This is a genomic window from Microbacterium sp. 1S1, from assembly GCF_008271365.1.
Lineage (GTDB): Bacteria > Actinomycetota > Actinomycetes > Actinomycetales > Microbacteriaceae > Microbacterium.
In genome coordinates this window covers 3,353,126-3,379,729 of the sequence record NZ_CP043430.1, presented here as the reverse complement: position 1 = coordinate 3,379,729, position 26,604 = coordinate 3,353,126, and the positions used below count along the sequence as shown (strand labels likewise).

The 26,604-nt window shown below is 69.4% G+C and carries 30 protein-coding genes; 18 read left to right on the top strand and 12 right to left on the bottom strand.

Features of this window, described 5'->3' with window-relative positions:
- Positions 1-23 precede the first annotated feature (23 nt).
- Positions 24-941 (bottom strand): sugar kinase, encoded by a 918-nt coding sequence (locus tag FY549_RS16305; RefSeq protein ID WP_149085907.1) that lies wholly within the window; start codon positions 939-941, stop codon positions 24-26.
- On the bottom strand, positions 938-2,146 hold the full coding sequence (locus FY549_RS16300) for an MFS transporter (protein WP_187614886.1): 1,209 nt from the start codon (positions 2,144-2,146) through the stop codon (positions 938-940). The genes FY549_RS16305 and FY549_RS16300 overlap by 4 nt, the downstream gene beginning before the upstream one ends.
- 377 nt (positions 2,147-2,523) lie before the next feature.
- Between FY549_RS16300 and nrdH the strand changes: the two genes are divergently transcribed.
- From nrdH to FY549_RS16275, 5 genes are all read left to right on the top strand, one after another.
- Positions 2,524-2,757, top strand: a complete 234-nt coding sequence (gene nrdH, locus FY549_RS16295; protein ID WP_017202656.1) for a glutaredoxin-like protein NrdH — start codon at positions 2,524-2,526, stop codon at positions 2,755-2,757.
- Positions 2,758-2,763: 6 nt separating this feature from the next.
- Positions 2,764-3,198 carry a class Ib ribonucleoside-diphosphate reductase assembly flavoprotein NrdI gene (gene nrdI / locus FY549_RS16290; protein ID WP_149085906.1) on the top strand — a complete coding sequence of 145 codons (435 nt, stop codon included), beginning with the start codon at positions 2,764-2,766 and terminating at the stop codon, positions 3,196-3,198.
- A complete protein-coding gene (nrdE, locus tag FY549_RS16285; protein WP_149085905.1) occupies positions 3,195-5,339 on the top strand; it encodes a class 1b ribonucleoside-diphosphate reductase subunit alpha in 2,145 nt (714 codons plus the stop codon). The genes nrdI and nrdE overlap by 4 nt, the downstream gene beginning before the upstream one ends.
- Positions 5,340-5,393: 54 nt before the next feature.
- The gene (gene nrdF / locus FY549_RS16280) at positions 5,394-6,374 is read left to right on the top strand and encodes a class 1b ribonucleoside-diphosphate reductase subunit beta (RefSeq protein ID WP_149085904.1); all 981 of its coding nucleotides are present in this window, start codon (positions 5,394-5,396) and stop codon (positions 6,372-6,374) included.
- Positions 6,375-6,530: 156 nt separating this feature from the next.
- Positions 6,531-6,842 carry a hypothetical protein gene (locus tag FY549_RS16275; protein WP_149085903.1) on the top strand — a complete coding sequence of 104 codons (312 nt, stop codon included), beginning with the start codon at positions 6,531-6,533 and terminating at the stop codon, positions 6,840-6,842.
- Between the two features lie 9 nt (positions 6,843-6,851).
- Here the strand turns inward: FY549_RS16275 and FY549_RS16270 are convergent, their stop codons facing one another.
- Entirely contained in the window at positions 6,852-7,463 is a 612-nt protein-coding gene (locus FY549_RS16270; protein WP_149085902.1) for a flavodoxin family protein, read from the bottom strand.
- 88 nt (positions 7,464-7,551) lie between these two features.
- On the opposite strand from FY549_RS16270, the gene FY549_RS16265 reads away from it, so the two are divergent.
- The gene (locus FY549_RS16265; protein WP_149085901.1) at positions 7,552-7,758 is read left to right on the top strand and encodes a hypothetical protein; all 207 of its coding nucleotides are present in this window, start codon (positions 7,552-7,554) and stop codon (positions 7,756-7,758) included.
- 24 nt (positions 7,759-7,782) lie between these two features.
- On the opposite strand, the gene FY549_RS16260 is transcribed toward FY549_RS16265, so the two are convergent.
- The 3 genes from FY549_RS16260 to FY549_RS16250 are packed head-to-tail and all read right to left on the bottom strand — an operon-like array spanning position 7,783 to position 9,215.
- A complete protein-coding gene (locus FY549_RS16260; protein WP_149085900.1) occupies positions 7,783-8,385 on the bottom strand; it encodes a GNAT family N-acetyltransferase in 603 nt (200 codons plus the stop codon).
- 38 nt (positions 8,386-8,423) lie between these two features.
- Positions 8,424-8,819, bottom strand: coding sequence for an ImmA/IrrE family metallo-endopeptidase (locus tag FY549_RS16255; protein ID WP_149085899.1), 396 nt, complete (start codon positions 8,817-8,819; stop codon positions 8,424-8,426).
- 24 nt (positions 8,820-8,843) lie between these two features.
- On the bottom strand, positions 8,844-9,215 hold the full coding sequence (locus tag FY549_RS16250; protein ID WP_200838839.1) for a helix-turn-helix domain-containing protein: 372 nt from the start codon (positions 9,213-9,215) through the stop codon (positions 8,844-8,846).
- A gap of 94 nt (positions 9,216-9,309) precedes the next feature.
- Between FY549_RS16250 and FY549_RS16245 the strand changes: the two genes are divergently transcribed.
- From FY549_RS16245 to FY549_RS16235, 3 genes are all read left to right on the top strand, one after another.
- Positions 9,310-9,528 carry a hypothetical protein gene (locus FY549_RS16245; RefSeq protein WP_200838838.1) on the top strand — a complete coding sequence of 73 codons (219 nt, stop codon included), beginning with the start codon at positions 9,310-9,312 and terminating at the stop codon, positions 9,526-9,528.
- Positions 9,529-9,590: 62 nt separating this feature from the next.
- On the top strand, positions 9,591-10,520 hold the full coding sequence (locus tag FY549_RS16240; RefSeq protein ID WP_149085897.1) for an aldo/keto reductase family oxidoreductase: 930 nt from the start codon (positions 9,591-9,593) through the stop codon (positions 10,518-10,520).
- A gap of 39 nt (positions 10,521-10,559) precedes the next feature.
- Complete coding sequence (locus FY549_RS16235) at positions 10,560-10,946, top strand: PLDc N-terminal domain-containing protein (protein WP_149085896.1); 387 nt, start codon at positions 10,560-10,562, stop codon at positions 10,944-10,946.
- Between the two features lie 9 nt (positions 10,947-10,955).
- Here the strand turns inward: FY549_RS16235 and FY549_RS16230 are convergent, their stop codons facing one another.
- From FY549_RS16230 to FY549_RS16220, 3 genes are read right to left on the bottom strand one after another with little or no spacing between them, the layout of a single operon-like run.
- On the bottom strand, positions 10,956-11,942 hold the full coding sequence (locus tag FY549_RS16230) for an epimerase (protein WP_149085895.1): 987 nt from the start codon (positions 11,940-11,942) through the stop codon (positions 10,956-10,958).
- Positions 11,939-12,571, bottom strand: a complete 633-nt coding sequence (locus FY549_RS16225) for a DUF4166 domain-containing protein (protein WP_149085894.1) — start codon at positions 12,569-12,571, stop codon at positions 11,939-11,941. Before FY549_RS16225 ends, FY549_RS16230 begins: the two co-directional genes overlap by 4 nt.
- 9 nt (positions 12,572-12,580) lie before the next feature.
- Positions 12,581-13,222 carry a TetR/AcrR family transcriptional regulator gene (locus FY549_RS16220; RefSeq protein WP_149085893.1) on the bottom strand — a complete coding sequence of 214 codons (642 nt, stop codon included), beginning with the start codon at positions 13,220-13,222 and terminating at the stop codon, positions 12,581-12,583.
- A 104-nt stretch (positions 13,223-13,326) separates the two neighbouring features.
- Between FY549_RS16220 and FY549_RS16215 the strand changes: the two genes are divergently transcribed.
- Together FY549_RS16215 and FY549_RS16210 are read left to right on the top strand one after the other, a co-directional pair.
- Positions 13,327-14,133, top strand: a complete 807-nt coding sequence (locus FY549_RS16215; protein ID WP_149085892.1) for a sugar phosphate isomerase/epimerase family protein — start codon at positions 13,327-13,329, stop codon at positions 14,131-14,133.
- Positions 14,133-15,269 carry a Gfo/Idh/MocA family protein gene (locus tag FY549_RS16210; protein ID WP_149085891.1) on the top strand — a complete coding sequence of 379 codons (1,137 nt, stop codon included), beginning with the start codon at positions 14,133-14,135 and terminating at the stop codon, positions 15,267-15,269. Before FY549_RS16215 ends, FY549_RS16210 begins: the two co-directional genes overlap by 1 nt.
- Here the strand turns inward: FY549_RS16210 and FY549_RS16205 are convergent.
- Complete coding sequence (locus FY549_RS16205) at positions 15,221-16,438, bottom strand: ROK family transcriptional regulator (protein WP_200838836.1); 1,218 nt, start codon at positions 16,436-16,438, stop codon at positions 15,221-15,223. The two genes, FY549_RS16210 and FY549_RS16205, sit on opposite strands and share 49 nt — an antisense overlap.
- A gap of 115 nt (positions 16,439-16,553) precedes the next feature.
- On the opposite strand from FY549_RS16205, the gene FY549_RS16200 reads away from it, so the two are divergent.
- The 7 genes from FY549_RS16200 to FY549_RS16170 all read left to right on the top strand — a co-directional run bounded on the left by FY549_RS16200 (position 16,554) and on the right by FY549_RS16170 (position 24,530).
- Positions 16,554-17,663 carry a Gfo/Idh/MocA family protein gene (locus FY549_RS16200; RefSeq protein ID WP_149085890.1) on the top strand — a complete coding sequence of 370 codons (1,110 nt, stop codon included), beginning with the start codon at positions 16,554-16,556 and terminating at the stop codon, positions 17,661-17,663.
- Positions 17,660-19,180 (top strand): sugar ABC transporter ATP-binding protein, encoded by a 1,521-nt coding sequence (locus FY549_RS16195; protein ID WP_149085889.1) that lies wholly within the window; start codon positions 17,660-17,662, stop codon positions 19,178-19,180. Before FY549_RS16200 ends, FY549_RS16195 begins: the two co-directional genes overlap by 4 nt.
- On the top strand, positions 19,177-20,313 hold the full coding sequence (locus FY549_RS16190) for an ABC transporter permease (RefSeq protein ID WP_149085888.1): 1,137 nt from the start codon (positions 19,177-19,179) through the stop codon (positions 20,311-20,313). The genes FY549_RS16195 and FY549_RS16190 overlap by 4 nt, the downstream gene beginning before the upstream one ends.
- Positions 20,310-21,353, top strand: coding sequence for an ABC transporter permease (locus tag FY549_RS16185; RefSeq protein ID WP_200838835.1), 1,044 nt, complete (start codon positions 20,310-20,312; stop codon positions 21,351-21,353). Before FY549_RS16190 ends, FY549_RS16185 begins: the two co-directional genes overlap by 4 nt.
- Positions 21,354-21,367: 14 nt before the next feature.
- On the top strand, positions 21,368-22,564 hold the full coding sequence (locus FY549_RS16180; RefSeq protein ID WP_374114501.1) for a substrate-binding domain-containing protein: 1,197 nt from the start codon (positions 21,368-21,370) through the stop codon (positions 22,562-22,564).
- A 78-nt stretch (positions 22,565-22,642) separates the two neighbouring features.
- Positions 22,643-23,494, top strand: coding sequence for a sugar phosphate isomerase/epimerase family protein (locus FY549_RS16175; protein WP_149085886.1), 852 nt, complete (start codon positions 22,643-22,645; stop codon positions 23,492-23,494).
- 28 nt (positions 23,495-23,522) lie between these two features.
- Positions 23,523-24,530 carry a sugar phosphate isomerase/epimerase family protein gene (locus tag FY549_RS16170; protein ID WP_149085885.1) on the top strand — a complete coding sequence of 336 codons (1,008 nt, stop codon included), beginning with the start codon at positions 23,523-23,525 and terminating at the stop codon, positions 24,528-24,530.
- 25 nt (positions 24,531-24,555) lie between these two features.
- Here FY549_RS16170 and FY549_RS16165 read toward each other — a convergent pair whose 3' ends face one another.
- The gene (locus FY549_RS16165) at positions 24,556-25,536 is read right to left on the bottom strand and encodes an NYN domain-containing protein (RefSeq protein ID WP_149085884.1); all 981 of its coding nucleotides are present in this window, start codon (positions 25,534-25,536) and stop codon (positions 24,556-24,558) included.
- A complete protein-coding gene (locus tag FY549_RS16160) occupies positions 25,529-26,524 on the bottom strand; it encodes a Gfo/Idh/MocA family protein (RefSeq protein WP_149085883.1) in 996 nt (331 codons plus the stop codon). Before FY549_RS16160 ends, FY549_RS16165 begins: the two co-directional genes overlap by 8 nt.
- Positions 26,525-26,604: the final 80 nt, after the last annotated feature.

Below are 26,604 nucleotides of genomic sequence, written 5' to 3'. Positions count from 1 at the left end.
GCGGGGGGACCGGGGACGCGGGGTCAGCGCACCGTTTCCAGTGGAGGCAGGTCCGCCGCGATGCGAAGCACCCGCGCGGCGGCCTCATGTCCCGCGGCCAGACGCGTCTCGAGGTCGGCGCCGTCGAGCGTCGCCGCGAGGAACCCCGAGGCGAAGGCGTCGCCCGCGCCGACCGGCTCCACGACGTCCACGGTCGGTGCTGCCACGAACACCGGGTCCGCGTCACCCGCGAAGGCCGTGGCGCCGACGTCGCCGTCTTTGACGACGAGGAGGCCGCAGCGCGGGAGGTGGGCGCGGATCTCGGCGGCCGTGGCGGTGCCCCAGATGCGCTCGGCCTCGTCACGTCCGACGAAGGCGATGTCCGCGGCGTCGGCCAGGCGCGCGAGCGTCGCGGCCGCGTCCTCGGGGCTCCAGAGGGCGCGGCGGTCGTTCACGTCGAACGAGACGACGGCTCCGGCGGCACGCGCGTCCGCGAACAGCCGATCGACCATGGACCGACACGTCGGGGAGAGCGCAGGGGTGATCCCGGTGGTGTGCACGATGCGGACGCCGGAGAGCCGCGCAGCGGAGAGGAAGCCGGGCGCCATGCGGGAGGCCGCGGAGCCGCGGCGGTAGTAGTAGACGGCTGAGGACTCGACGCCCGGGTCCTTGAACATCACGCCGGTGGGTGCGTCGGCGTCGACCTCGGTCCACAGCTCGACGCGGCGCCGCTTCAGCTCTGCGGTGAGGCGCCGACCGAGCGGGTCGTCGCCGAGGCGTGACGCCCAGGCGGCTCGATGACCGGCCGCCGCGACGCCGACGGCGACGTTGGCCTCGGCACCCGCGTGGGTGATCGATGCCGCGTCGGCGGACGCGAGGTCGGCGCCGGTGGGCGTGATCAGTGCCATCGACTCGCCGACGCACACGATCGCGGGGGAGGAGGACGCAAGGGAGGGGCTCATGAGGGGGTGACCGCCAGGGGCTCGGTGTCGGGATGGGGGCTGGCGTCGCGGTGACGGAGATCGGGGAAGGAACGGACGAACACGATCGAGACGAGCAGTCCGACGCCCGCGAAGATGGTGGCCGCCAGGTAGGCGCCGCGCCAGTCGCCGACGTCGACGAGGAAGCCGGCGACCGCGGATCCGGCTGCGGCACCGATGAGCTGTCCGGTGCCCGCCCAGCCGAAGGCCTCGGCCGTCTCACTAAACTTCACGCTGGCCGTCGTGATCGCGAACAGCACGGCGAGGGCGGGGGCGATGCCGATCCCGGCGAGGATGAGGGTGCCGCCCAGCCAGAAGACGTTGAGCATGACCATCGTGAGGGCGAGGCCCACGGTGACGATGAGCAGGCGGCGCGCCATCGCCCAGGGGCCGATCGGGATGTGGCCGAAGGCGAGGCCGCCCGCCAGGCTTCCGGCGGAGAACACCGCGAGGATGAGGCCGGCGGCGAGGCTGCCGTGCTCGAACGTGGCGACCACGCCGACCTCGACCGCCGAGCAGGCGCCGATGAGGAGGAAGCCGATGATGGTGGCCAGGAGGACGGGCGGCTTGAGGACGACCTTGCCCAGTGCGTTGCGGCTGCGGGGGATGCGCACGCGCCCGACCTCGGGGGAGAGGATGAACCAGGCGCCGCCGGCGACGAGGACGATCGCCACCAGCAGCAGGCCCTCCATGGTGCCGACCTGAGTGGAGACGAGGGTGATGACCACGGGGGCCAGCACCCAGATGATCTCCTGCAGCGAGGCGTCCAGCGAGAACAGGGGAGTGAGCTGGCCGGCGTTGACCAGCTTCGGATAGATCGTGCGGACGGCCGCCTGCACAGGCGGGGTCGAGAGGCCGGCGACCATGCCGAGGGCCATGTAGCCGGGGACCGAGAGCGGCAGCAACCCCAGGCCGAGCACCGCGATCACGCAGACGGTCAGGGTCAGGGTCAGCACGCGCCGCATCCCCCAGGCGCCCATCCATCTGCTGGTGATCGGCCCGGCGACCGCCTGGCCGACGCTGGTCGCCGCGAGGACGAGGCCTGCCGATCCGTACGACCCGGTCTGCTGCTCGACATGCAACAGGATCGCCAAGGACATCATCCCGTTGGGGAAACGCGCGGTGAGCTGGGCGGCGATCATGCGGCCCACTCCCGGCGTGCGAAGAAGATCCCGATAACCCGCCACCAGACAACGGTACCGGGCGGCGGGGAGGTCGGTGAGACGAGCCGGCGACGGACACGCCGCGACACGCCGGTGACACGCCGTGCGACGAATTCCACAGGCCGCGCGATGTCGGAGGCCCCTCGTAGGGTGCCGCCTGTGGATGGATCTCTCACAGGCTCCTCCCGGCCGCGATTTCTCGCGGGTCGACGACCCCGGGGGCAGGGGTCCGCCTGTGGAAGAAACAGTGGACAACCTGTGTTGTATCTGTAGAGAGCGGTGGAAAAACTACACGGATGTAACTACTACCCCTTGTGGTCGCACCGAATGTCCGTCCCTATATGTAGTATTGAGATCCCGGCGGAGGTCTGCCGGAGAAACCAGAGATTTGAGGGGTTCAGATGTCGATCACGGTGTACACCAAGCCTTCCTGCGTCCAGTGCAACGCGACCTACCGTGCCCTGGATGCCAAGGGCATCGAGTACGAGATCCACGACCTGTCGGAAGACCCGACGGCCCTGGAGCAGGTCAAGGCGCTCGGTTACATGCAGGCGCCCGTCGTCGTGACCGACGAGGACCACTGGTCGGGCTTCCGTCCCGACAAGATCGACGAGCTCGCGTCCCGCCTGGCGTGACCGACCATGAGCGCCGTCGCGACCGCAGCGCCGCTCCTGGTCTACTTCTCGAGCGTGTCGGGTAACACCGCGCGCTTCATCGAGAAGCTCGGGCTTCCCGCCCGACGCATCCCCCTCCACCGGACCGAAGAGGACCTCGTCGTCGACGAGCCCTTCGTGCTGGTCACCCCCACCTACGGCGGGGGCGTCGGGCGCGGGGTCGAGAAGGGGGCCGTGCCCAAGCAGGTGATCCGGTTCCTCAACGACGAGCGCAACCGGCGCCACATCCGCGGGGTCATCTCCGCGGGCAACACCAACTTCGGCGACGCGTTCTGCCTCGCCGGCGACATCATCAGCCGCAAGTGTCACGTGCCTCACTTGTATCGGCTCGAGATCTTCGGCACACAGGACGACGTGGATCGCGTGAGCGACGGATTGGAACGACGGTGGAATCTTCAGTGACCGAGACAGTGGCATTCAAGGTGAACCCCGCATACGAGGGCCTGGACTACCACGCCCTCAACGCGATGCTGAACCTGTACGACGCGAACGGGAAGATCCAGTTCGACGCCGACAAGCGCGCCGCCCGGGAGTACTTCCTGCAGCACGTGAACCAGAACACGGTGTTCTTCCACTCGCTCAAGGAGCGCCTGGACTACCTCGTGGAGAAGGAGTACTACGAGGGCGCCGTCATCGAGAAGTACTCGTTCGACTTCGTGCAGAAGCTCAACGACCTCGCCTACTCGAAGAAGTTCCGCTTCGAGACGTTCCTCGGCGCGTTCAAGTACTACACGAGCTACACGCTGAAGACGTTCGACGGCAAGCGCTACCTCGAGCGCTTCGAGGACCGCGTCGTGATGACCGCTCTCGCCCTCGCGGACGGCGACGAGAAGCTCGCCGTGAACCTCGTGGAGGAGATCATCTCCGGCCGCTTCCAGCCGGCCACCCCCACCTTCCTCAATGCGGGCAAGGCCCAGCGTGGCGAGCTCGTCAGCTGCTTCCTGCTGCGCATCGAGGACAACATGGAGTCGATCGCCCGCGGCATCAACTCCGCGCTGCAGCTCTCCAAGCGCGGCGGTGGCGTCGCCCTGCTGCTGTCGAACATCCGTGAGGCCGGCGCGCCGATCAAGCAGATCGAGAACCAGTCCTCTGGCATCATCCCCGTCATGAAGCTCCTCGAAGACAGCTTCAGCTACGCCAACCAGCTCGGTGCGCGTCAGGGCGCGGGTGCGGTCTACCTCAACGCCCACCACCCCGACATCATGCGCTTCCTCGACACCAAGCGCGAGAACGCCGACGAGAAGATCCGCATCAAGACGCTGTCGCTCGGCGTCGTGGTGCCGGACATCACGTTCGAGCTCGCCAAGAACGACGAGGACATGTACCTGTTCTCGCCGTACGACGTGGAGAAGGTCTACGGCGTGCCCTTCGGCGACATCTCGGTCACCGAGAAGTACCGCGAGATGGTCGACGACCCGCGCATCAAGAAGACCAAGATCAACGCCCGCGAGTTCTTCCAGACCGTCGCCGAGATCCAGTTCGAGTCCGGCTACCCGTACGTCATGTTCGAGGACACGGTCAACAAGGCCAACCCCATCAAGGGGCGCATCAACATGTCCAACCTCTGCAGCGAGATCCTGCAGGTGAACACGCCGACCACCTACAACGACGACCTGTCGTACAAGGAGATCGGTAAGGACATCTCCTGCAACCTCGGCTCGATGAACATCGCGCTCTCGATGGATGCCGACGACCTCGGCCAGACGGTCGAGACCGCGATCCGCGCGCTCACCGCGGTCAGCGACCAGAGCCACATCGGCTCGGTGCGCTCGATCGAGGACGGCAACGACCGTTCGCACGCCATCGGCCTCGGCCAGATGAACCTGCACGGCTATCTCGCCCGTGAGCGCGTGTTCTACGGTTCGGAGGAGGGTGTCGACTTCACGAACATCTACTTCTACACCGTGCTGTACCACGCGCTGCGCGCCTCGAACCAGCTCGCGATCGAGCGCGGGACGACCTTCGACGGGTTCGCCGACTCGACCTACGCGTCCGGCGAGTTCTTCGACAAGTACATCGAGCGCGCCTGGGTTCCGGAGACCGAGAAGGTCAAGGAGCTCTTCGCCGGCAAGCACATCCCGACGCAGGAGGACTGGGTCCAGCTCAAGGCGTCGATCCAGGAGCACGGGATCTACAACCAGAACCTGCAGGCCGTGCCGCCGACCGGGTCGATCTCCTACATCAACAACTCGACCTCGTCGATCCACCCGATCGCCTCGAAGATCGAGATCCGCAAGGAGGGCAAGCTCGGCCGCGTGTACTACCCGGCGGCGTTCATGACGAACGACAACCTGGAGTACTACCAGGACGCGTACGAGATCGGCTACGAGAAGGTCATCGACACGTATGCCGCGGCGACGCAGCACGTCGACCAGGGTCTGTCGCTGACGCTGTTCTTCAAGGACACCGCCACCACGCGCGACATCAACAAGGCCCAGATCTACGCCTGGCGCAAGGGCATCAAGACGATCTACTACATCCGTCTGCGTCAGCTGGCGCTCGAGGGCACCGACATGACCGAGTGCGTCTCGTGCATGCTCTGAGCCTCGACCGGCTCACACTTGGACAGGCTCAGTGACCCAGGAAACAGGACAAGAATGACTCCCCACTCTCCGCTCAAGCTGGTCGACAGCGTGCAGGCGATCAACTGGAACCGCATCCAGGACGACAAGGACCTCGAGGTCTGGAACCGTCTGGTGAACAACTTCTGGCTGCCCGAGAAGGTGCCGCTGTCGAACGACATCCAGTCGTGGAACACGCTCACCCCGGAGGAGCAGACGCTCACGATGCGCGTGTTCACGGGTCTCACGCTCCTCGACACGATCCAGGGCACGGTCGGCGCCGTCTCGCTCATCCCCGATGCGATCACCCCGCACGAGGAGGCCGTCTACACGAACATCGCGTTCATGGAGTCGGTGCACGCGAAGAGCTACTCGTCGATCTTCTCGACGCTGTGCTCGACGAAGGAGATCGACGAGGCTTTCCGCTGGTCGGTGGAGAACCCGAACCTGCAGAAGAAGGCGCAGATCGTCACGGACTACTACCGCGGTGACGACCCGCTCAAGCGCAAGGTCGCCTCGACCCTGCTGGAAAGCTTCCTCTTCTACTCGGGCTTCTACCTGCCGATGCACTGGTCGAGCCGAGCGAAGCTCACCAACACGGCCGACCTCATCCGCCTCATCATCCGTGACGAGGCCGTACACGGCTACTACATCGGTTACAAGTTCCAGCGCGGGCTCGAGACCGCCGGCCAGGCGCGCAAGGACGAGCTCAAGGACTACACGTTCTCGCTGCTCTACGAGCTCTACGACAACGAGGTGCAGTACACGCAGGATCTCTACGACGGCGTCGGCCTGACCGAAGACGTCAAGAAGTTCCTGCACTACAACGCCAACAAGGCCCTCATGAACCTGGGCTACGAGGCGATGTTCCCGTCGACGGTCACGAACGTGAACCCGGCGATCCTGTCGGCGCTCTCCCCGAATGCGGACGAGAACCACGACTTCTTCTCCGGCTCCGGCTCGTCCTACGTCATCGGCAAGGCCGAGGCCACGGAAGACGACGACTGGGACTTCTGAGTCCACTGTCGCAGCACACCGCTGAGGCGAAGGCCCCCGGCCCCGCCCCCCGAGCGCGGGCGCCGGGGGCCTTCTCGTCGTCGCCCTCCCCGACCACGCGGCCGCGCAGGGTGTCGTTCCTGGCGTCCCGCCCGTTCGGGGTCGTAGAGTCGTGGGATGGGAACCATGCAGTACGGCTCCGGCAGCGAGATCCAGATCGAAGACCGCGCCCTGGCTCATCTGAAGGTCGCGATCGCGACGAAACTGCGCCGGAACGAGAGCTTCACACTGTCGTGGAAGCATCCCGAGGGCGACGTCCCGGGGCGCTCGACCATCTGGTTGCATCCGTCCATTCCGCTGCGCTTCACGTTCGAGGAGCCGGTGACGCCGGAGCTGAACGTGAAGTGGATCCAGGCCCTCATGGTCGAAGCGAGCTCGTCCGGTGGCATCTGCCTGGTCGACGAGGTCGTCGACGGCCCCGCCGACTGACCACCTCCGCTACTCGGCGGGGTACGCCTGCGCGGTGAGCTGCCGCGCGAGGTGCGCCGCGTTGCGGGTCGCCGTCGCGATTGCGGAGGCCACGGCTTTGGGGGTCTCGTCGAGGTCCTTGTAGTCCACCGTCTGCATCGCCTCGCCGTTCCAGTAGACCGAGGTCTGGGCGGGAATCGTGTAGCCGATGTCGTTCAGCGCCTGGAAGAGGATCGCCGAGATGTGGTGTGCGCCGTCCTCGTTGCCGAGCACGCCGGCGATGGCGACCTTGTCGAACAGGATGGGCCGCCCCTGCTCGTCCGTCTCGCTGAGTTCGGCGTCGAGACGCTCCAGTACGCGCTGGGCAACGCTGGAGTGCTGCCCCATCCAGGTCGGTGTGACGAACACGAGGATGTCGGCGTCGAGGACGCGCCGGCGGAGGCTCGGCCACTGGTCGCCGTCGCCCATGTCGTTCTCGACGCCGGGTCGGATGTCGAAGTCCACGGCGCGGACGAGGTCGCCCGTCACGCCGTGCTCGCCGAGCGCGTCGAGGAGCTGCTGTGCGAGCAGGCCGGAGCTCGACGCGGCAGGGGAAGGCTTGAGCGTGCAGGAGATCGCGAGGGCGGTGAGCGGAGTGTTCATGATCCGAGCCCACCAGAGATCCGGGCGCCGGCACAGGGCCTTTCCGGGTCCGGGCTATCCTGGTAGAGCACCGACGACAGGAGATCCCGTGATCCTCAGCTTCCTCTTCTTCATGCTCATGTTCCTCGGAGGCTTCTGGCTGCTGGGGATCGCCCACGAGATGCCGGACACGCTCGCCGCGCTCACGTTCGTCGGCGGCATCCTGCTGGTCTCCCTGGCCCTCGGATTCGCGATGCGTCAGCGCGGCTCGGCGACCCGCCGCTCCAAGAACTGGACCGGCAGCCCGACCGAGTGACCACCGCGGGGCGGTGCCCCGCGCTCACCGTCGCCGGGCCAGCCTCGCTTCGAGGTTCGCCCGTACCGCGGGCCACTCCGGCTCGATGATGGAGTACTCCACGCTGTCGCGCAGTGCGCCGTTGCGGTAGCGGCTCATCGCCCGCATCACGCCATCCTGCTTCGCACCCAGCCGCTCGATCGCGGCGCGGGACTGGAAGTTCACCCATTGGGTCGTCAGCCCGACCCGGAACACGCCCAGCGTCTCGAAGGCATGGCGGAGGAGCAGGAGTTTGGACTCCGCGTTCGTTCCCGTGCCGTGCGCGGACGGACGGTTCCACGTGTACCCGATGTGCAGCCGGGGAACGTCGGCGACGATGTCGTAGTACGAGGTCAGACCGAGGACGCGCCCGGCGGCGTCGAAGGCCGTGAACGGCACCATCTCGCCGGCGTCGACGAGGCCGAGGCGGCGGTCGACCTCAGTCGCGACGCCGTCGGGAGCCGGGACCGACGTGTACCAGGCGTTCTTCCACAGGTCGCCCTCTGTGACCGCCTCGACGAGTCCGTCGACATGCGATCTGTCGAGCGGGCGGAGCTCGACGAGCTCGCCGGTGAGGGTGACGGGGGCGGGGGAGACGAGGAAGGCCATGAGGTCATTCAACCAGCGTCCGCGACCGCGCTGAGTCGTCACGCGGCGGGCGCGGCGGCGTGCTCGCGGTGCAGCAGCCGCTGGAAGGCGACGACGATCTCGATCGTGACGTCGAGCTCGAAGGCCAGGCTCGCGAGATGCGGACCGCGGATCTGTTCCGCCGAGGCATAGGCCGCCGCGGTGATCAGGCAAGACGCGGCCCACTCATCCGCCTGCCGCTCCTGTCGGGCCCGGAGCACCGGCTGACCGGTGGGATGGTGGCCGAGCTGCGCGTGACCGAGCTCGTGGGCGAGGATGCTGCGCGTGGTGCGCCTGTTCATCCCCGGGGCGAGACGGATCGTGCGGGTGACGGGCTGGAACCCGCCGGGCGTCGGACCGGGGCGTTCGACCACGCGGAGTCCGAGCTCGTCGGCAAGCCGGAGGAGTTGCTGCATGGACCTCCGTCCCGTCGATGTCGTCTAGTGGTAGAGATCGTCGGTGTCCGAGTCGCGGGCGGAGCCGGATTCGAAGGCGACCTCGCGGGCATTATCGCGCGGGGTGGCGACATCGGCGGGGCGACGGAGGGGAGTGACGGTCGCAGACGTGCCATCGGCGGCCAGGCGCTCCTCCGCGCGAGCGACCAGGACGTGGGGCTCCAGTCCCACCGCGGCGCACACCGCGTAGACCACGGGCACGGGGATCGCGCGCTTGCCGGTGACGTAGTTGTCCAGCGCGCTCCGCGCGATGCCGATATCGCGCGCCATGGCGGCGATGCTGCTGCGCGCGGCGGCGATCTCCGCCCGCAGCTGACGGCCGACCGCCTCGTTGAACTCCTCGGCTGGTGTCTTCATCCGGCTCACCTTAGCAGCGCGACGACAGCAGGATGCCGTCATATCGGCTCCAAAACGCACGGGGAGTGTCCGTGTGTGGCGGTACCGTAGGCGCATGGGGACAGAATTGGGTCATCTGATGGCAGCGGCGGTCGAGGCAGCCCGCCTGCACGCCGGTGTGTCGGTCGTCGAACTCTCGCAGCGGTCCGGAATCGCGCCGCTCGTGCTCGTCGACCTTCTGGAGGAACGAGCGGACTTCACGATGGAGGACCTGGCGGGGATCGCGGGCGCGCTCGAGATCCCGGTCACGAGTCTGCTGCCCTGCGCCCCGTGATTCGACAGCGTCCGGGGTGGGGGAGGCCGAGGTCCGGCGCGTCGTAAAGTAGCGTGGGGCGCATGAAGACCGTTTCCTTCGGATCGACGACCGCTCCGGCTCTGATCGCCGGGATGATGCGCATCGACAGTCTCGACGACGAGCAGATCCGCGACCTGTACCGAACGGCGCGCGACGCGGGAATCGACTTCTTCGACCATGCGGACATCTACGGCGGGCGGATGCACCACTGCGAGGCACGGTTCGGCGACGCCCTGCAGCTCGGTGCCGCCGAACGCGACGAGATCGTGCTGCAGACGAAGTGCGGCATCGTGCCGTCCCAGGGCATGTTCGACTTCTCCTACGACCACATCGTGGCGCAGGTGGAGGGCTCGCTCGCCGCTCTTCGCACCGACCGCATCGACGTGCTGCTGCTGCACCGTCCCGATGCGCTGGTGGAGCCGGAGGAGGTCGCACGCGCCTTCGACCACCTCGAGTCGTCAGGAAAGGTCAGGGCCTTCGGCGTCTCCAATCACACGCCCTCGCAGATCGAGCTGCTGAAGAGCGCGGTGCGTCAGCCGCTGGTGGCCAACCAACTGCAGCTGTCCCTCACGCACGCGCCGATCATCGCCCAGCCGGTGGCGGCGAACATGGCGGGACATGATCAGAGCATCGGTCGAGACGGAGGCGGCATCGTCGACTACTGCCGGATCAACGGCATCACCGTGCAGGCGTGGTCGCCGTACCAGAGCGGCTTCGGCGGCGGTGTCTTCCTCGGGAGCCCGGACTATCCCGAGCTCAATGCGGTAATCGATCGCCTGGCGGAGGTCCACGGAGTCACGCCGACCGCGATCGCCACGGCCTGGATCACGCGGCACCCCGCGGGGATGCAGGTCGTGCTCGGAACGACGACACCGCACCGGGTCCAGGAGGCGGCGGCCGGGGCGGACATCGTGCTCACCCGCGCGCAATGGTATGAGCTGTTCCGCGCCGCGGGGCACCTGCTGCCGTGAGGTCTCGGCTCCTGTCCGGTCGTCGTCTACTCTGAACCCATGCCGTTCCTGTTCTCGCTCCTGGTCATCGCGCTGATGATCGGTGCGCTGATCGACATCATCACGCGCGACGACGCGCAGGTGAAGTACCTGCCGAAGATGGTCTGGCTCATCATCGTGATCCTCCTGCCCCTGATCGGCAGCGTGCTGTGGTTCGCGATCGGCCGCGAGTACGGCGAGGGCGGTGTCCCGATCCCGCGGATGCGCCGGGCCGAGCGTCCGTCCGCTCCCACGACCGCCGTCGCTCGTCCCGCGCCGCCCGTCGACACCCGTTCCACCGAACAGCAGATCGCGGACCTCGACCGCGAGATCGAGGAGTGGCGGCTGCGCGAGGAGATCGAGAGGCGTCGCCGCGAGCGCGGAGACGACGCCCTGCCGCAGTCCTAGCCGCCGCCGTCAGGCCGCGGAAGCGCGTGTCGCCTCGTCGGCCGCGGCGAAGGACGCGCGGACGGCCTCCTCCAGGTCCGGGTAGCGGAACGTGAAGCCGGCGGCGGCCAGCTTCTCGGGCAGCACCCAGCGGCTCTTGAGCACGAGTTCCGTCTCGGTGCGGATGCCGATGGCGCCGAGTTCGAGCATCCACCGTGGCATCGGCGGTCCGACCGTGGCGCCGAGCACGCGGCGCACGGTGGCCATGAACGCGACGTTGTCGACGGGGTTCGGGGAAGCGGCGTTGACCGGTCCCTCGATGCTCGGGGTCTCCTCGAGGAAGGCGATGATGCGCGCCACGTCCTCGATGTGGATCCAGCTGAAGCGCTGCCGACCGCGGCGGGCTCCGGGCAGGTGCGCGGTGCCGGCGGCGCGGCGTCGCTGGCCGACCGGCCAGAAGCCGTCGTACTGCGGGCCGCCGAGGCCCAGTCGTGCGAGGTTCCGGAGCGGTTCGAGTACGCCCCCGTCGCCGAGGACGATCGCGCTGCGAAGCGCCACGCGGCGCGTGCCGGGAAGCTCGTCGGCGAAGAGTGCCCGCTCCCACGCCTTGGCGACCTCGACCGAGAAGCCCGTGCCGATCTCGCCCGAGGACTCCGTCATCGGCCGGTCCTCGGCGTGCCGGTAGATCGTCGCGGTGGAGGAGTTGATCCACAGGGGCGGAGGGGCGGACGCGTGGGAGATCGCGCGGCTCAGGGCCCCGGTCGTGTCGAGCCGCGAGCGGAAGATCTCCGCCCGGTTTCGCGGCGTGTACCGGCAGTTCACGCTCTTGCCGGCGAGGCCGATCACGAGGGAGGCGCCGTCGACGGCCGCGTCGATGCCGCCCTGGTCTGCCCAGGTCAGGTCGCTGCCCGAGCGGGAGATCGTGACGACCTCGCGACCGGCATCCCGCAGACGCGCCGTGAGGTACCGCCCCATGAAGCCGGTCGCCCCACCGATGACCACCCGATCCGTGCTCATGCGTCGTCGTCCTTCCGATCCGGTTCCAGGAGGTAGCTGAAGTCGCCGCGGTACTCGTAGAGACGCCCGAGGAGAGGTGCGTCCACGGTCAGGCGCACGCGCTGGCGCTCGGCTTCCTCATCCCAGCGTTCGACGAGTCGGACGACGGGAGCCATGATCCGCGGGATGCGGAGCCGGAAGCGCCCGACGCGGACGCCCACCGCCCGGCTCGTGAGGTGCAGAGCTCCGGCGCGGGGCTCCACGTCGAAGCAGGCCACGATCAGTCCGGGCTCGCCGAGCTCGTCCACGATGCGGCCGTGCCGCGTCGGCGCCACGGCGTCGCGCATGACCCACGGTCCGTCCGCGAACCGGAAGGTGCGCTCGGCGATCGCGCGGGAGGCGATCGTCCGGTTCTCGATGCGGAACGGCACGTCGCGCTCCCATCGGGCGGCGATGACTCCGCGGCGCTCGAGGCGATGCAGTAGCGGCCAGAGCGCGCGCCGGGGTGTGCCGACGCGGTGGAACGTGCCCTCGCCGACGCCGACCATGCCCTCCGGCACCGCCTGGAAGTACGTCTGCAGTCGCGGATGCAGTTCGGTGAGGCGCACGCCGAGAGCCCTCGCGTAGGGGGACTGCGGCACGGGCGTCACGTTTCGAGCCTAGCCGCCGGGAGTGCGGTCCCGGTCCGTGGCGTCCGTCGGCCGGAGCAGCCGGTCGAGGAGGGCGAGAGCCTCATGCTGCGGAGCGGCGTCGTCCAGGAGCCACTGTGTCTGCAGGCCGTCCGATGCGGCGACGACGAGGGCGGCGACGGCGGACGGGTCGGCGTCGGCACGGATGCGCCCTTCCCGCTGCTGCTCCCGGACGGTCTCGGCGATGTCGGCCCGCAGCCGTGCGAAGCGCTCGGTCGCGAAGGCGCGGGCGGCGGGATGCCCTTCCTCGAGCGCCGTGGCGACGAGTGTGGAGTACAGCTGCACCAGGCCGGGCACCTCGCGGTTGGCCCTGGCCGACCGGATCATCCCCTCGACGGGGTTCGCGGGCTCCGGCTCGGTCTTCCGTTCCGGGGCGTTGCTCTCGACGTAGACCGCCACGAGCAGCTCCTCCAGCGACCCGAAGTAGTGCGTGAGGGCGGCATGCGTCACGCCCACCTCCTTCGCGATCGCCCGAAGGCTCGTGCGGTCGGCGCCGCGGGCCGTGAACACCTCGATCGCGCGGTCGAGGATCTCCTGTCGCCGGGCGATGCCCTTGGCGTAGGCGCCGCGAGGGCGCGGAGGATCGGAATCCTCGGGGAGTGCGGTGGGCATGATCCGAGTCTACCCACGAAAAACTTCCACATGGAGGTATTCGGTGCTACCGTGCCGGAAGGGCACGACGCCCGCCTGTCGCCGACGACCGAGGAGACCGACCGATGACGATCCAGACCTCCCTGCAGCTGTTCACGATCCGCGAGCGGCTCGAGGACGACCTCGCGGGCACGCTCGCGGCGGTGGCCGCGCGGGGCTTCGCGGCCGTCGAGCCCTACGATTTCGTGCGCCGGGCCGAGATCATGGCCCACGCGGTGGCGGCGGCCGGGCTCACGGCTCCGTCGGGGCACGCCTTCCTCGCCTCCCCGACGTTCGTGCGCCCGGACGGCTCGGGTACCTCCGCGCCCGTCCCGGCCCCCGCGGAGGTCTTCGCCGCGGCGAAGGCGCTCGGCATGCACACCGTGATCGATCCCTACACCGAGCCGTCGCGCTGGGAGTCGGTGGAGCAGATCGCCGAGACGGCCCGGCTGCTCAACGAGGCGGCCGAGATCGGCGCCGACGTCGGTATCCGGGTCGGCTATCACAATCACGCGCACGAGCTGGAGGCGATGTTCGACGGTGTGACCGGGCTGGAGATCCTCGCGGAGCACCTCGACGACCGCGTCCTGCTGGAGGTCGATCTGTACTGGGTCGCCCGTGGCGGAGTCGACCCCGTGGCCCTGATGGAGCGTCTCGGTGAGCGGGTCGTCGCCGTGCACGCGAAGGACGGCACCCTCGATCCCGCGCTGCTGGATGCATACCCGCCCGCCGACCAGGTGCCTGCCGGTGAGGGGGTCGTCCCGCTCGTCGACGCGATCGCCGCCGCGCCCGCGCTGGAGCTCGCCGTCGTCGAATTCGACCACTACGACGGCGACCTGTTCGACGCGATCGAGCGCAGCCGGGTCTTCCTCGACGCCGAGGTCGTGCGCTGATGGTCCGGGGTGCCGGAGCCGTGGGCGTCGGCCTCATCGGCGCGGGCAACATCAGCGATCAGTATCTGCAGAACCTGACCCGCTTCCCTGACGTCGAGGTGCGGGCGATCGGCGACCTCGTCGCGGAGCGGGCACGCGCGCAGGCCGCAGCGTACGGGGTGCCGCGGGCCGGCGGTGTCGAGGTCGTGCTCGACGATGCCGGCATCGACATCGTCGTGAACCTCACGATCCCGGCGGCCCACGTCGAGGTCTCGGAGGCGATCGTCGCCGCCGGGAAGCACGTGTGGACGGAGAAGCCGCTGGGCGTGAACCGGGAGGAGGCGAAACGGCTGCTAGAGACGGCGGCGGCGGCGGGACTCCGGGTCGGCGTCGCCCCGGACACCGTCCTCGGCCCCGGTGTGCAGACCGCGAAGCGCGCCATCGCCCGTGGGGACATCGGCCGCCCGCTGTTCGCGCAGACGACCTTCCAGTGGCAGGGGCCGGAGATCTTCCACCCGAACCCGGCGTTCCTCTACGCGAAGGGGGCCGGGCCCCTGCTCGACATGGGGCCGTACTACGTCTCCACGCTCGTCCACGTCTTCGGGCCGGTGGCGGCAGTGGCCGCCCTCGGTCTGCAGGCGTCACCGACGCGCCGCGTGCAGGTCGGCGATCGGGCCGGGGAGGAGTTCCCGGTCGAGATCCCCTCCACGCTCACCGTGCTCATGGATTTCGAGGGCGGCGGTCAGGCGCAGAGTCTCTACAGCACCGACTCGCCGCTCGTGCGGCAGGGGATCGTGGAAGTGACGGGGACCGAGGGGACCCTCAGCATCCCCGACCCGAACACCTTCGGCGGGCCGATCACGATCACCCGGCCGCTGTCCCGACACTTCGTCCCGCCGGAGCCGGTAGTGCAGGAGGTCGTGGATGTCGCGCCGGAGGGCGTGCTCGCGGGACGCGGGGTCGGCCTGCTCGACATGGTGCGCGCGATCGCGGAGGACCGCCCGCACGTCGCCACCGGAGAGTTCGGGTACCACGTGCTCGACACGCTGCTGTCCATCGAGGAGGCCGCCGCGCGGCGCACCTTCGTGGAGGTCGAGAGCACGCTGGATCAGGTGGGCGCGCTGCCCGCGGACTTCGATCCCTTCGCCGCGACGTAGCGGTCGACGTTGGCGGGGGACAGCACCTCGCGCGCGACCATGATCGCCGCCCCCAGCACCGCCGCCCGGTCGCCCGCCTGCGACTGCACGATCGCGAGGTGCTGGGTGGCGAGCGGGATGGAACGGCGGTAGACGACCTCGCGCACGCCCGCGAGCAGGTGCTCGCCGGCGCGGGCGATGCTGCCGCCCAGCACGATGATCGACGGGTTGAGCAGGTTCACGACGGTCGCGAGCACCTCCCCGACGTCGCGTCCGGCCTGACGGGTGGCCTCGATGGCTGCGGCGTTGCCCGCGCGGACGAGATCGACGACGTCGGAGGCGCTGTGCGCGTCGTGTCCCTCGGCGCGCAGCGCGACGGCGAGCGCGGAGCCGCTCGCGAGGGCTTCGAGGTCCCGTTCGTCGCCCGGTTCGCGTGTGGAGCCGGTGCCCATCGGGACCTGCACGTGTCCCATGTCGCCCGCCGAGCCCTGGGCGCCGCGCTGCAGCTGACCGCCGGCGATGATGCCGGCGCCGATGCCCGTTGACACCTTCACGAACACCAGGTCGTCCACCCGCGGCCAGCTCGTGGCCTGCTCGCCGAGCGCGAGGATGTTCACGTCGTTGTCGACCAACACCGGCACGTCGAACGTGCGCTGGACGTAGCCGGGGACGTCGAAGCGGTCCCAGCCCGGCATGATCGGCGGATTGGTCGGGCGCCCCGTGGAGTGCTCGACGGGACCGGGGACGCCGATGCCCACGCCCACGAGGGGGAGGCCGTCGGCGGTGGCCGCCAGCAGCGTCGTACCCTCCGCGAGAATCGTGTCGAGGAGGGATTCAGGTCCGTCCCCGATGTCGATCGCGCGGGTGCGGGCGTCCAGGATCACGCCCGCGAGGTCGGCCACGGCGACGGTCGCGTGCGTGGCGCCGAGGTCGACAGCGAGGACGAGTCCGGCGCGGGGATTGAAGGCGACCCGCGCGGGAGGCCGTCCGCCGGTCGACACCGCCTCTCCGGCGGGGCGCAGCAGGCCGGCTGCCAGGAGCGCGTCGACGCGGGAGGCGACGGTGGAGCGGGCGAGGCCCGTCAGGGCGGCGAGCTCGGCCTTCGTCCGTGCGTGCCCGTCGCGGAGGATCTGGAAGATCTCGCCGGTCCCGGGGGAGGGCGTCGCGACCGGTCTCAGCACGTCAACCATGGCGTCAGTAAAGCACAGCACTTCGCTTCCGCTGGCGCGCGACTTCGAATTCGTTACAAACGACTTTTGACGAGAAGCTAGCAAAAGTCGTCTGGCTTGTGTCAGACTCACCGGCATGACAACGGATGTCACTGACACCGGTCTCGGGACGATCCGAACCGGAATCCTCGGCGGAGGCTTCATGGCCCGCGTGCACCGCACGGCCGCCCGAGACGCGGGAGGCGCGCTGCGAGCCGTCGCCACCCGGTCCGCGCAGGGGGCTCGAGATGCCGCGCAGCTCCTCGGCGCGGAGCGCGCCGAACAGGACGCGGACTCTCTCCTCGAGGCGGACGACATCGACGTGGTGCACGTGTGCACCCCCAATGCCACCCATGCCGACCTCGCCCTCCGGGCGCTCCGGGCGGGCAAGCACGTCGTGTGCGAGAAGCCCCTCGCCACCACCGCCGCCGACGCCGCGGTGCTCGCCGAGGCGGCGGCGGAGACCGGTCTCGTGGCCGCCGTCCCCTTCGTCTACCGTTATCACCCGATGGTGCGCGAGGCCAGGGCGCGCATCGCTCGCGGTGAGGCGGGGGAGCTGCTCACGCTGGACTGCTCGTACCTGCAGGACTGGATGCTGCGGCCCTCCGACGACGACTGGCGGGTGCGTTCCTCGTCCGGCGGCGCCTCCCGCGCCTTCGCCGACATCGGCTCGCACCTCTGCGATCTCCTCGAGTTCGTCACGGGCGACCGCATTCGCGCCCTGAGTGCCCGCAGCCGCCGAGTGTTCGCCGAACGGGCGGGACGGGCCGTCGACACGGAGGACATCGTCGCGGTGCTCGTCGAGACCTCGGCGGGGGCGCTCGGCACGCTGCTCGTCTCGCAGATGGCGGCTGGTCGCAAGAACGCCCTCACCCTGGAGCTGCACGGGACGCGGCAGAGTCTGCGATTCGAGCAGGAACGGCCGGAGGAGCTCTGGGTCGGCATGCGGGAGGAATCGCGGCTGCTGCTGCGCGACCCCGCCACGGCCGGCCCGGAGTCCGCCCGCCTGCAACGGGTTCCGGCGGGTCACGCCATGGGGTACCAGGACGCCTTCAACGGTTTCGTCGCCGATGTCTACGCCGCGATCGCGGGCGAGTCCCCGGATGGCCTGCCGACGTTCGCCGACGGCCACCGTGCCGCCGTGCTGACCGAGGCGGTCCTCGACTCCGCCGCACATGAGGGTCGCTGGACGGAGGTGCCGGCATGACCGTCACGACGACTCAGCCGGTGCTGCAGGTCTCCGGCATCCGCAAGTCGTTCTTCGGCGTGGAGGTGCTGAAGGGCATCGACTTCGATGTGCGACCGGGGGAGGTGCACGGCCTCGTCGGTGAGAACGGCGCGGGCAAGTCGACGCTCATGAAGATCATCGCGGGGGTGCAGCCAGCCGACGAGGGGACGATCGCGTACCGCGGGGCGGAGGTGCACCACGCGCATCCGCGGCAGGCCATGGACGCCGGCATCGTCACGGTCTTCCAGGAGTTCACCCTGCTTCCGGAACGCTCGGTCGCCCAGAATGTCTATCTCGGCCGGGAGCCGCGCCGGGCGGGGTTCATCGACGTACGGGCGATGAACGCGCGGACCGGGGAGCTGCTGAGCGACCTCGGCGTGTCGTTCATCGACCCGCAGGCCAGGGTGGGCTCGCTGACGGTGGCCGAGCAGCAGATCGTCGAGATCGTGAAGGCGCTCTCGTTCGACGCCCAGGTGATCTCGATGGACGAGCCGACAGCGGCGCTCAGCGACCGCGAGGTGGAGCTGCTGTACGCGATCATCCGTCGGCTCACGTCCCGCGGCGTCGCCGTCATCTACGTGTCGCACCGGCTGAAGGAGATCTTCGACCTGTGCGATCGGATCACGATCCTCAAGGACGGGGCCCTCGTCTCCACGGACGAGACGGCGGCGCTGACGACGGACGAGCTCGTGCGGCGGATGGTGGGGCGTTCGATCCAGTCCTACTTCCCCGACGCGGCGCCCGGCACCGTGGTCGGTGCGCCTCTGCTCGAACTCGACGGCTGCGGGAACGCCTACGTGGACGGGGTGACGCTGACCCTCCGTGCCGGGGAGATCGTGGGCGTCGCTGGCCTGCAGGGCTCCGGACGCACGGAGCTCGTCGAGGGGGTCTTCGGTATCCAGGTGTTCACCCGCGGCACCCTGCGGATCGACGGCAAGCCGGCGCGGATCACGGGGCCACGGGCGGCCGTGCGGGCCGGACTCGCCCTCGTCTCCGAGGACCGCAAGGCGCAGGGGCTCGCGCTGGGGCAGTCGATCCTCGACAACACCCTGCTCGTCGTGCGGAGCGTGTTCGCGGGGCGCACCGCGTCCTCCCGTCGAGAGGTGCCCGGCGTGCTGAGCACGCTGGAGGTGTCCTCGCGCGGCCTCGACCAGGAGGTGCGGTTCCTCTCCGGCGGCAATCAGCAGAAGGTGGTCCTGGCGAAGTGGCTGCTCACCCAGCCGCAGATCGTCCTGTTCGACGAGCCGACGCGAGGCATCGACGTGGGGGCCAAGTACGCCGTCTACCAGCTCATGCGGGAGTTGGCGGCGCAGGGGAAGGCCGTCCTCATGGTCTCGAGCGAGTTGCCGGAGGTGATCGGCATGAGCGACCGCATCCTCGTCATGCACGACGGCGAACTCGTCGCCGAGCTGCCGGCAGGATCGGCCGAGCACGAGATCCTCGCGGCGGCCACGGGCACCCCTGCCGGTTCGTCGGCGGACGGAGGTGCGCGATGATCCGCCGCTCCGGGAGCCGTCTCCGTATCGACTCGACCGTGATCGTGCTCGGCATCCTGCTGCTCGCGCTCATCGTCGGCGCGATCCTCGTCGCCACGGTGGGCCGCAACTTCCTCAGCCCCGGCAACATCCGCGACATCCTCACCGGCATGAGCGTGCTCGGGCTCGTGGCCATCGGGCAGACCCTCGTGGTGCTGGGCGCGTCGCTCGACCTCTCCGTGACCTACGTCATCAGTCTGTCCAGTCTGCTCGCGGCGACGATGATGGCCGGAGACGCCGGGAACATCCCCGCGGCCGTGATCGTGACGCTGCTCGTGTGCGCGGCCATCGGCCTCGTGAACGGCCTGATCGTGACCGTGCTCAAGGTCAACGGTTTCATCGCCACCCTCGGTGTCGGGCTGATCCTCCAGGGCATCCTCAACACGAACTTCGAGGGATCGGCGGGCGAGGTCCCGTGGGCGTTCCAGCTCATCGGCGCGACCGGCGTCGGCCCGGTGCCGGTGTCAACACTCATCATGATCGCCCTCGCCGTGCTGGTCTGGGTGCTGCTGAACCGCACCCGCACCGGCGCGCATCTCTACGCCGTCGGCGGCGACCCCGAGATCGCACGGCTCAGTGGCGTGCGCACCCGGATGCCGCTGATCTGGGCGCACGTGCTGTGCTCCGTGTTCGCCGGCCTCGCCGGCCTCCTGCTCGCCAGCCGCCTCGGCGTGGGCAGTCCGACGGTCGGACAGCAGGGCGGCTATGCGCTGCTCTCGATCGCCGCGGTCGTGCTCGGGGGCACACTGCTCCTGGGCGGCCGGGGTTCGATCTGGGGCACCATCGGCGGCGTGGCGATCCTCGCGGTCGTGGACAACGTCATGAGCGTCCTGCAGGTGAACCCCTTCCTCAAGGACGTCGTGCGCGGCATCGTCATCGTCGCCGCCGTGGCCGTCTACAGCCGCCGGTCGATCGTGCGGCGTCGTCCGCGATTCGGCGCCGGCGGCACCCGGACCGGGGGCGACGACGCGGCGAAGGCCGCAGCGGGGGAGATGGCGGTCGCGGCGGCCGAACTGGCCGACCCGACGACGGCGGTCGCTGCCGTCGACAGCGCCGGCGATACCGCGTCCGCGCGGGAAGGAGGACGCTCGTGAACACGCTCCGCACGCTCATCAGTCCCCGCGGTGCGGTCTTCCTGCTCCTCGTGCTCCTGCTCGTCGCGGTCGCCGTGCTGAACCCGAGCTTCGCCGAGCCCGGTCAGTTCATGCGCTACCTGCAGCGCGTGGCCCCTATCGCGATCGTCGCCATCGGGCAGTACTTCGTGATCATCGCGGGCGAGTTCGACCTCTCCCAGGGATCGCTCATCACCGCTCAGGTGATCATCGCCGGAAACCTCGTCGGCCAGGACGACGCCAGGACGATCCCCGTCCTCCTGCTGATGGTGGTGTTCGGCATCGTGGTCGGTCTCGTGAACGGAGTCCTCACGACGCTGCTCAAGGTGCCGTCGTTCATCGTGACGCTGGGCATGATGCTCGCCCTGCTCGGCGGGGTGATGTGGTGGACGGGAGGCGCGGCCACGGGGAACCCCGCCGACAGCTTCCGGGAGATCGGTCGCGGCGGAATCCGTGACATCCCGGTCCTGGAGTTCCTGCCGTGGGCGGTTCTGCTGCTGATCGCGTGGCTCGCGCTCGGCATCGTCATCACCAAGCGCCCGCTCGGCAAGACGCTCATCGCGATCGGCGACAACGCCCGCGCCGTGGACTACGCCGGCGCGCGGCGGGCCTGGGCCACCACCCGTGCCTTCGTTCTCTCGTCCCTCTCCGCCACGCTGTCCGCCGTCCTGCTCGTCGGGTACGCGGGCGTGCACCCCTCGGTCGGCCGAGGCTACGAGTTCACCGCCATCACCGCCGTCGTGCTCGGTGGTGTCGTCCTCGGCGGGGGGCGAGGGTGGATCGTGGGCGCCGTCGCCGGGGCGTTCGCGCTCGAGGCGCTGTTCCTCCTGCTGAACATCGCGGGCGTCCCCTCGACGCTGCGCGACGCCGTCCAGGGAGTCATCATCATCGCGGCCGTCGCCTATGCCGGCGTGGCTTTCCGCGCCCGCCGCCGGCGGGGCGCGCCGTCTTCGGAACCGGCGACGGACCGGACCGCAGCGACCATCACCACCGCAACAAGCCCTACAACCAGAGGAGAATAGCAATGCGACGATCAATGAAGATCGCCACCGCAGGGGTGGCTCTCTTCGGCCTCATCGCGCTCGCCGGGTGCACGACCGACCCGTCCGTGGCGCCCGCGGAGTCGGAGGATCCCGCGGAGTCGGCCGAGACCACGGAATGGTTCGACCAGGAGCTCTTCGACAAACAGGACGAGGAGCGCGGCGTGGAGCCGCAAGGGCCCGCGGACCAGCCGTACCTCCAGCACATCAACGCCGAGATGGTCGACACGTCGGAGTTCGCCAGCGAGGGGGCCAAGAAGGCCTGCTTCGCGAACGCGTCGATCTCGAACCCGTGGCGGCAGACGGGCTGGATCACGATGAACGAGCAGCTCAAGGTCCTGCAGGAGTCGGGCGCGATCAGCGAGATGGAGACCCGCGATGCGCAGGACTCCGACGACACCCAGATCGCCGACATCGACTACTTCATCTCCGAAGGGAACTGCGACGTCTTCCTCATCTCGCCGAACAGCACGGCGGCGATGACCCCCGCGGTCGAGCGGGCCTGTGAGACGGGCAAGCCGGTGATCGTGTTCGACCGCGGCGTCAACACCGACTGCCCGGTCACCTTCATCCACCCGATCGGCGGCTTCGCCTGGGGCATCGACACCGCCGAGTTCCTCATCGACAACCTCGAGGAGGGCGACAAGGTCGTGGCCCTGCGGATCCTCCCCGGCGTCGACGTGCTGGAGCACCGCTGGGCCGGTGCCGAGAAGCTGTTCGAGGAGGCCGGGATCGAGGCCGTCGACCACTTCACCGGTGCCGACCCGGCCGAGATCAAGAGCATCATCAGCGACGAGCTCGCCAAGGGCGACGTGCAGGGCATCTGGATGGACGCCGGTGACGGCGCCGTCGCCGCCATCGAGGCCTTCGAGGATGCCGGAGCCGACTACCCCGTCATGACGGGCGAGGACGAGATGAGCTTCCTGCGCAAGTGGAAGGACACCGGCCTCACCGGCCTCGCTCCGGTGTACTCGAACTTCCAGTGGCGCACCCCGCTCCTCGCCGCGCAGATGATCTTCGCGGGTGAAGAGGTGCCGAAGGAGTGGGTGCTCCCGCAGAAGCCGATCACCGAGGCGGAACTGGACGACTACCTGGCGGCGAACGAGGGGATGCCGGACGGCCACTACGCCAAGTTCGGCGGCGAGGACCTTCCCGGCTACCCGACGGTGTGGCAGGAGCGTCAGATCCCGTAAGCCCGGTGCGCTCCCGCCCTTCCGCTGCGCCACGTGCCGTGGGAGGGTGGGAGCTCCCGCACGATCACAAGGACAACGATGCCCCGCACGATCGCCGTCAACACCTGGGTCTGGACGTCTCCGCTGACCGACGACGCCGTGGAACCTCTCGCCCGCGCGGCTGCCCGGATGGGATACGACGCCCTGGAGCTGCCCCTGGAGGGCGTCGGGGACTGGGATCCGCTCCGGGCGCGCGCGGTCCTGGACGATCTCGGCATGGGTGCGGTCGTGGTCGGCGCGATGGGGCCTGGCCGCTCCCTGATCGCGCGCGCCGGAGACGTCACCGCCACTCAGGACTACTTGCGCGACTGCCTGGATGCCGCGGCCGTGCTCGGCGCCTCCGTCGTCGCCGGGCCGTTCTACGCGCCGACCGGCGTCACCTGGCGCATGAGCGAGGCGGAGCGGGCGGAGGTGACCGACGAACTGCGGGAGAACCTCGCGCCGCTGGCGCGAGAGGCCGCCGATCGGGGGCTGATCCTGGCCGTCGAGCCGCTCAACCGTTATGAGACCAGCGTTCTGAACACGGTGGCGCAGAGCCTGGACGCGCTCGCGCCGCTGCTCGGCGCCGGTGTGGGGCTCGCCCTCGACACCTATCACCTCAACATCGAGGAGAAGCGCCCCGCGGACGCGGTCCGGGCGGCCGGCGCCGCCATCGCGCACGTGCAGGTGTGCGGCAGCGACCGCGGCGCGGTGGGTGACGATCACACCGACTGGCTGGAGATGCTCCGCGCGCTCGACGACGCCGGCTATCGCGGAACCCTGGGGCTGGAGAGCTTCACCGGCGAGAACGCCACGATCGCCGTCGCGGCCTCCGTGTGGCGCCCGCTCGCCACCAGCCAGGACGACCTCGCCGCCCGCAGCATCGCGCACCTCCGGGCCCTCGGCGCCTGACCCCCATCCCTCGAACGAAGGAGCAGCCATGAGCACTCACCCGGTCACCCTGTTCACCGGCCAGTGGGCCGATCTGCCGTTCGAGGAAGTGGCCCGCCTCGCCGCCGAGTGGGGGTATGACGGGCTGGAGATCGCCGCGTCCGGCGACCACCTCGACCTCCGCCGGGCGGACGAGGACGACGCGTACGTCGCCTCCCGCCGCGAGATCCTCGATCGGCACGGCCTGCAGGTGTTCGCCATCTCCAACCACCTCGCCGGTCAGGCGGTCTGTGACGACCCCATCGACTTCCGGCATGAGGGGATCCTGCGGCCGTACGTGTGGGGCGACGGTAAGGCCGAGGGCGTGCGGCAACGGGCAGCGGACGACATGAAGCGTGCGGCGCGCGTGGCCAGGAGGCTGGGTGTCGACACCGTCGTCGGCTTCACCGGGTCGTCGATCTGGCCCTATGTCGCGATGTTCCCGCCCGTGCCCGAGGCGGTGATCGCGCAGGGCTTCCAGGACTTCGCGGACAGGTGGAATCCGATCCTCGACGTGTTCGACGCGGAGGGGGTGCGGTTCGCCCACGAGGTCCACCCGGGGGAGATCGCGTACGACTACTGGTCGAGCGTGCGTGCCCTCGACGCGATCGACCATCGCGAGGCGTTCGGCTTCAACTGGGACCCCTCGCACATGATGTGGCAGAACATCGACCCCGTCGGCTTCATCGTCGACTTCGCGGACCGGATCTACCACGTCGACTGCAAGGACACCCGCCTGCGGCCACGGAACGGTCGTGCCGGGGTGCTCGGCTCGCACCTCCCCTGGGGAGACCCCCGGCGTGGCTGGGACTTCGTCTCCACCGGCCACGGCGACGTGCCGTGGGAGGACGCATTCCGGGCCCTCGATGCGATCGGCTATGACGGCCCGATCTCGATCGAGTGGGAGGACGCCGGCATGGATCGCCTGCACGGTGCGCCCGAGGCGCTCGGCTTCGTGCGCTCCCTGCTCTGGCCGCAGCCCGCGGCCGCGTTCGACGCGGCGTTCCGTCACCAGTGACGGGATCGCTGTTCTCCCGCCATGCTCAGGGCTCGCGCAGGCGGACGAGGCGCTCGTGCCCCGTCTCCTCGAGCTCGGCGATGTCGTCGCGCGACTTCAGGAAGTCGGAGAACGACCGGTAGCCGAGGGCCTTCTCGCTGAACGACGGGTCCATCCGGCGCATGTGCGTCTTGACCGCGGAACTGTGCAGCCACTCGTCGGCACCCGCCTTGTCGTGGCCGAGACGGAGCGCCCGCTCCAGGAGCCGCGTGGCCTCGCCCTGGTCGTCGATCTTCTCCTCGACCTTGGGTTCCTCGGCGGTGACCTTGGCCCTGGCTTTCGCGCGCGACTTCGACGCGGTCTTGGGCTTCGTGGTACCCGGCTCGGCAGCCGCCGCGGTAGATGGCTCCGCCGGGGTTTCGACCACCGCAGCGACCACGGGCTGTGACACCGTGGCCGGACGCGCCACGCCGGGGAGCGAGTCGTACGACTCGAACTCGTCGCAGGCGGCCGCGAGGGACTTCGCCGTCGACCCGGCCACGCCCACCCCGATCACGTAGCGACCGAGGCGCTTGCAGCGCTGGGCGAGCGGGACGTAGTCGCTGTCCCCCGCCACGATGACGACGTGGGTCAGATCGGGAAGACGGAACATGTCCTCGACCGCGTCGACGGCGAGCCGGATGTCGGCGCCGTTCTTGGCGTACGCCGCGGCGGGGAAGAGCTGCACGAGGTCCACCGCGCGCGCCACGAGCTGGGACCGGTACTCGGCGTTGACCGGCGACGACCAGTCCGCGTACGCCCTCGTCAGCACGAGGGTGCCGAAGGACGCGGCGTAGTCGATGATCGCGCCGACCTCGATCATGGCGCGGTTCAGCCGCTCGGCGACCTCGGGATCGTTCGGGTTCTCCGTGATGCGCTGGCGGTCCTTGCCATAGGAGTTGCGGCCGTGGACCCGGTCGTACCAGGAGATGACGATGTTGTCGAAGTCGAGGTAGACCGCCACGCGGGCGTCGGTCGTCTCAGCCACGGTCGTCATCCTCGCCGGGATACCGCACACCGATCTGCGCGCGGATCTCGTCCAGGGCGCCCATGATCGCGACGCTCTCCGCGATCGGAAGGATGTCGCCCTCGAGGATCCCCTCGCGGACGAGGCGTTCGGCGGCGAACGCCTGGTACTGCATGCCGCGGCCCTCGATGGATGAGATGTACTCCTCCTGCACGGTGCCGTCGGGCAGCACGAGGCGGAAGGTCGTGGGGGAATACCAGACCCGGTCGATGTCGATGCGGGCCTCGGTGCCCACGATGCTGGCGACGTTGGGCCCGGCTCCGCGCGAGGAGGACAGACTCGTGGAGACGGCCCCGCCCTCGTGCGTCATGACCGTGGCGACCTCGGAGTCGGCGCCCGTCTCGACGAGGCGTCCCACCGCGCGGATGGTGGTCGGCGCCCCCAGGACGTCCCAGATGAACGAGATCGGGTAGATGCCGAGGTCGAGCAGAGCTCCACCGCCCAGTTCGAGCGCGTTCAGCCGGTGCGCGGGGTCGGTGGGCAGTTGCTGCGTGTGGTCGGCGCTCACCGTGCGGATCTCGCCCAGCGCGCCCTCGGCGATGAGTTCGCGGATACGGACCATGTGCGGCAGGTACCGCGTCCACATCGCCTCCATGACGAGCAGTCCGCGCTCGGCGGCGAGCCGCTGGAGGTCTTCCGCCTGCTCCCTGTTGAGGGTGAACGCCTTCTCCACGAGCACGTGCTTGCCGTGCTCCAGTGCCAGCCTGGCGTTCTCGTGATGCATCGGGTGCGGGGTCGAGACGTAGACGATGTCCACGTCGGGATCCGAGACCAGGGACTCGTACGACGGATGCGCGTGCCCGATGTCGAAGCGGGCCGCGAACGCGTCGGCCGACTCCTGGGAGCGCGAGCCCACCGCGACCAGGTCGAGCCCGGCCGTGCGCAGATCGGATGCGAAGGCGCCGGCGATACCGCCGGTCGCGAGGATTCCCCAACGAAGTCCAGTCATCCTCTCAGCGTAGAGGGTGGGGCGTATGACCGTCTGTGACATCCCGTGACCTCCGGCAGCGTCGTCGTCGCCGGGGCGCC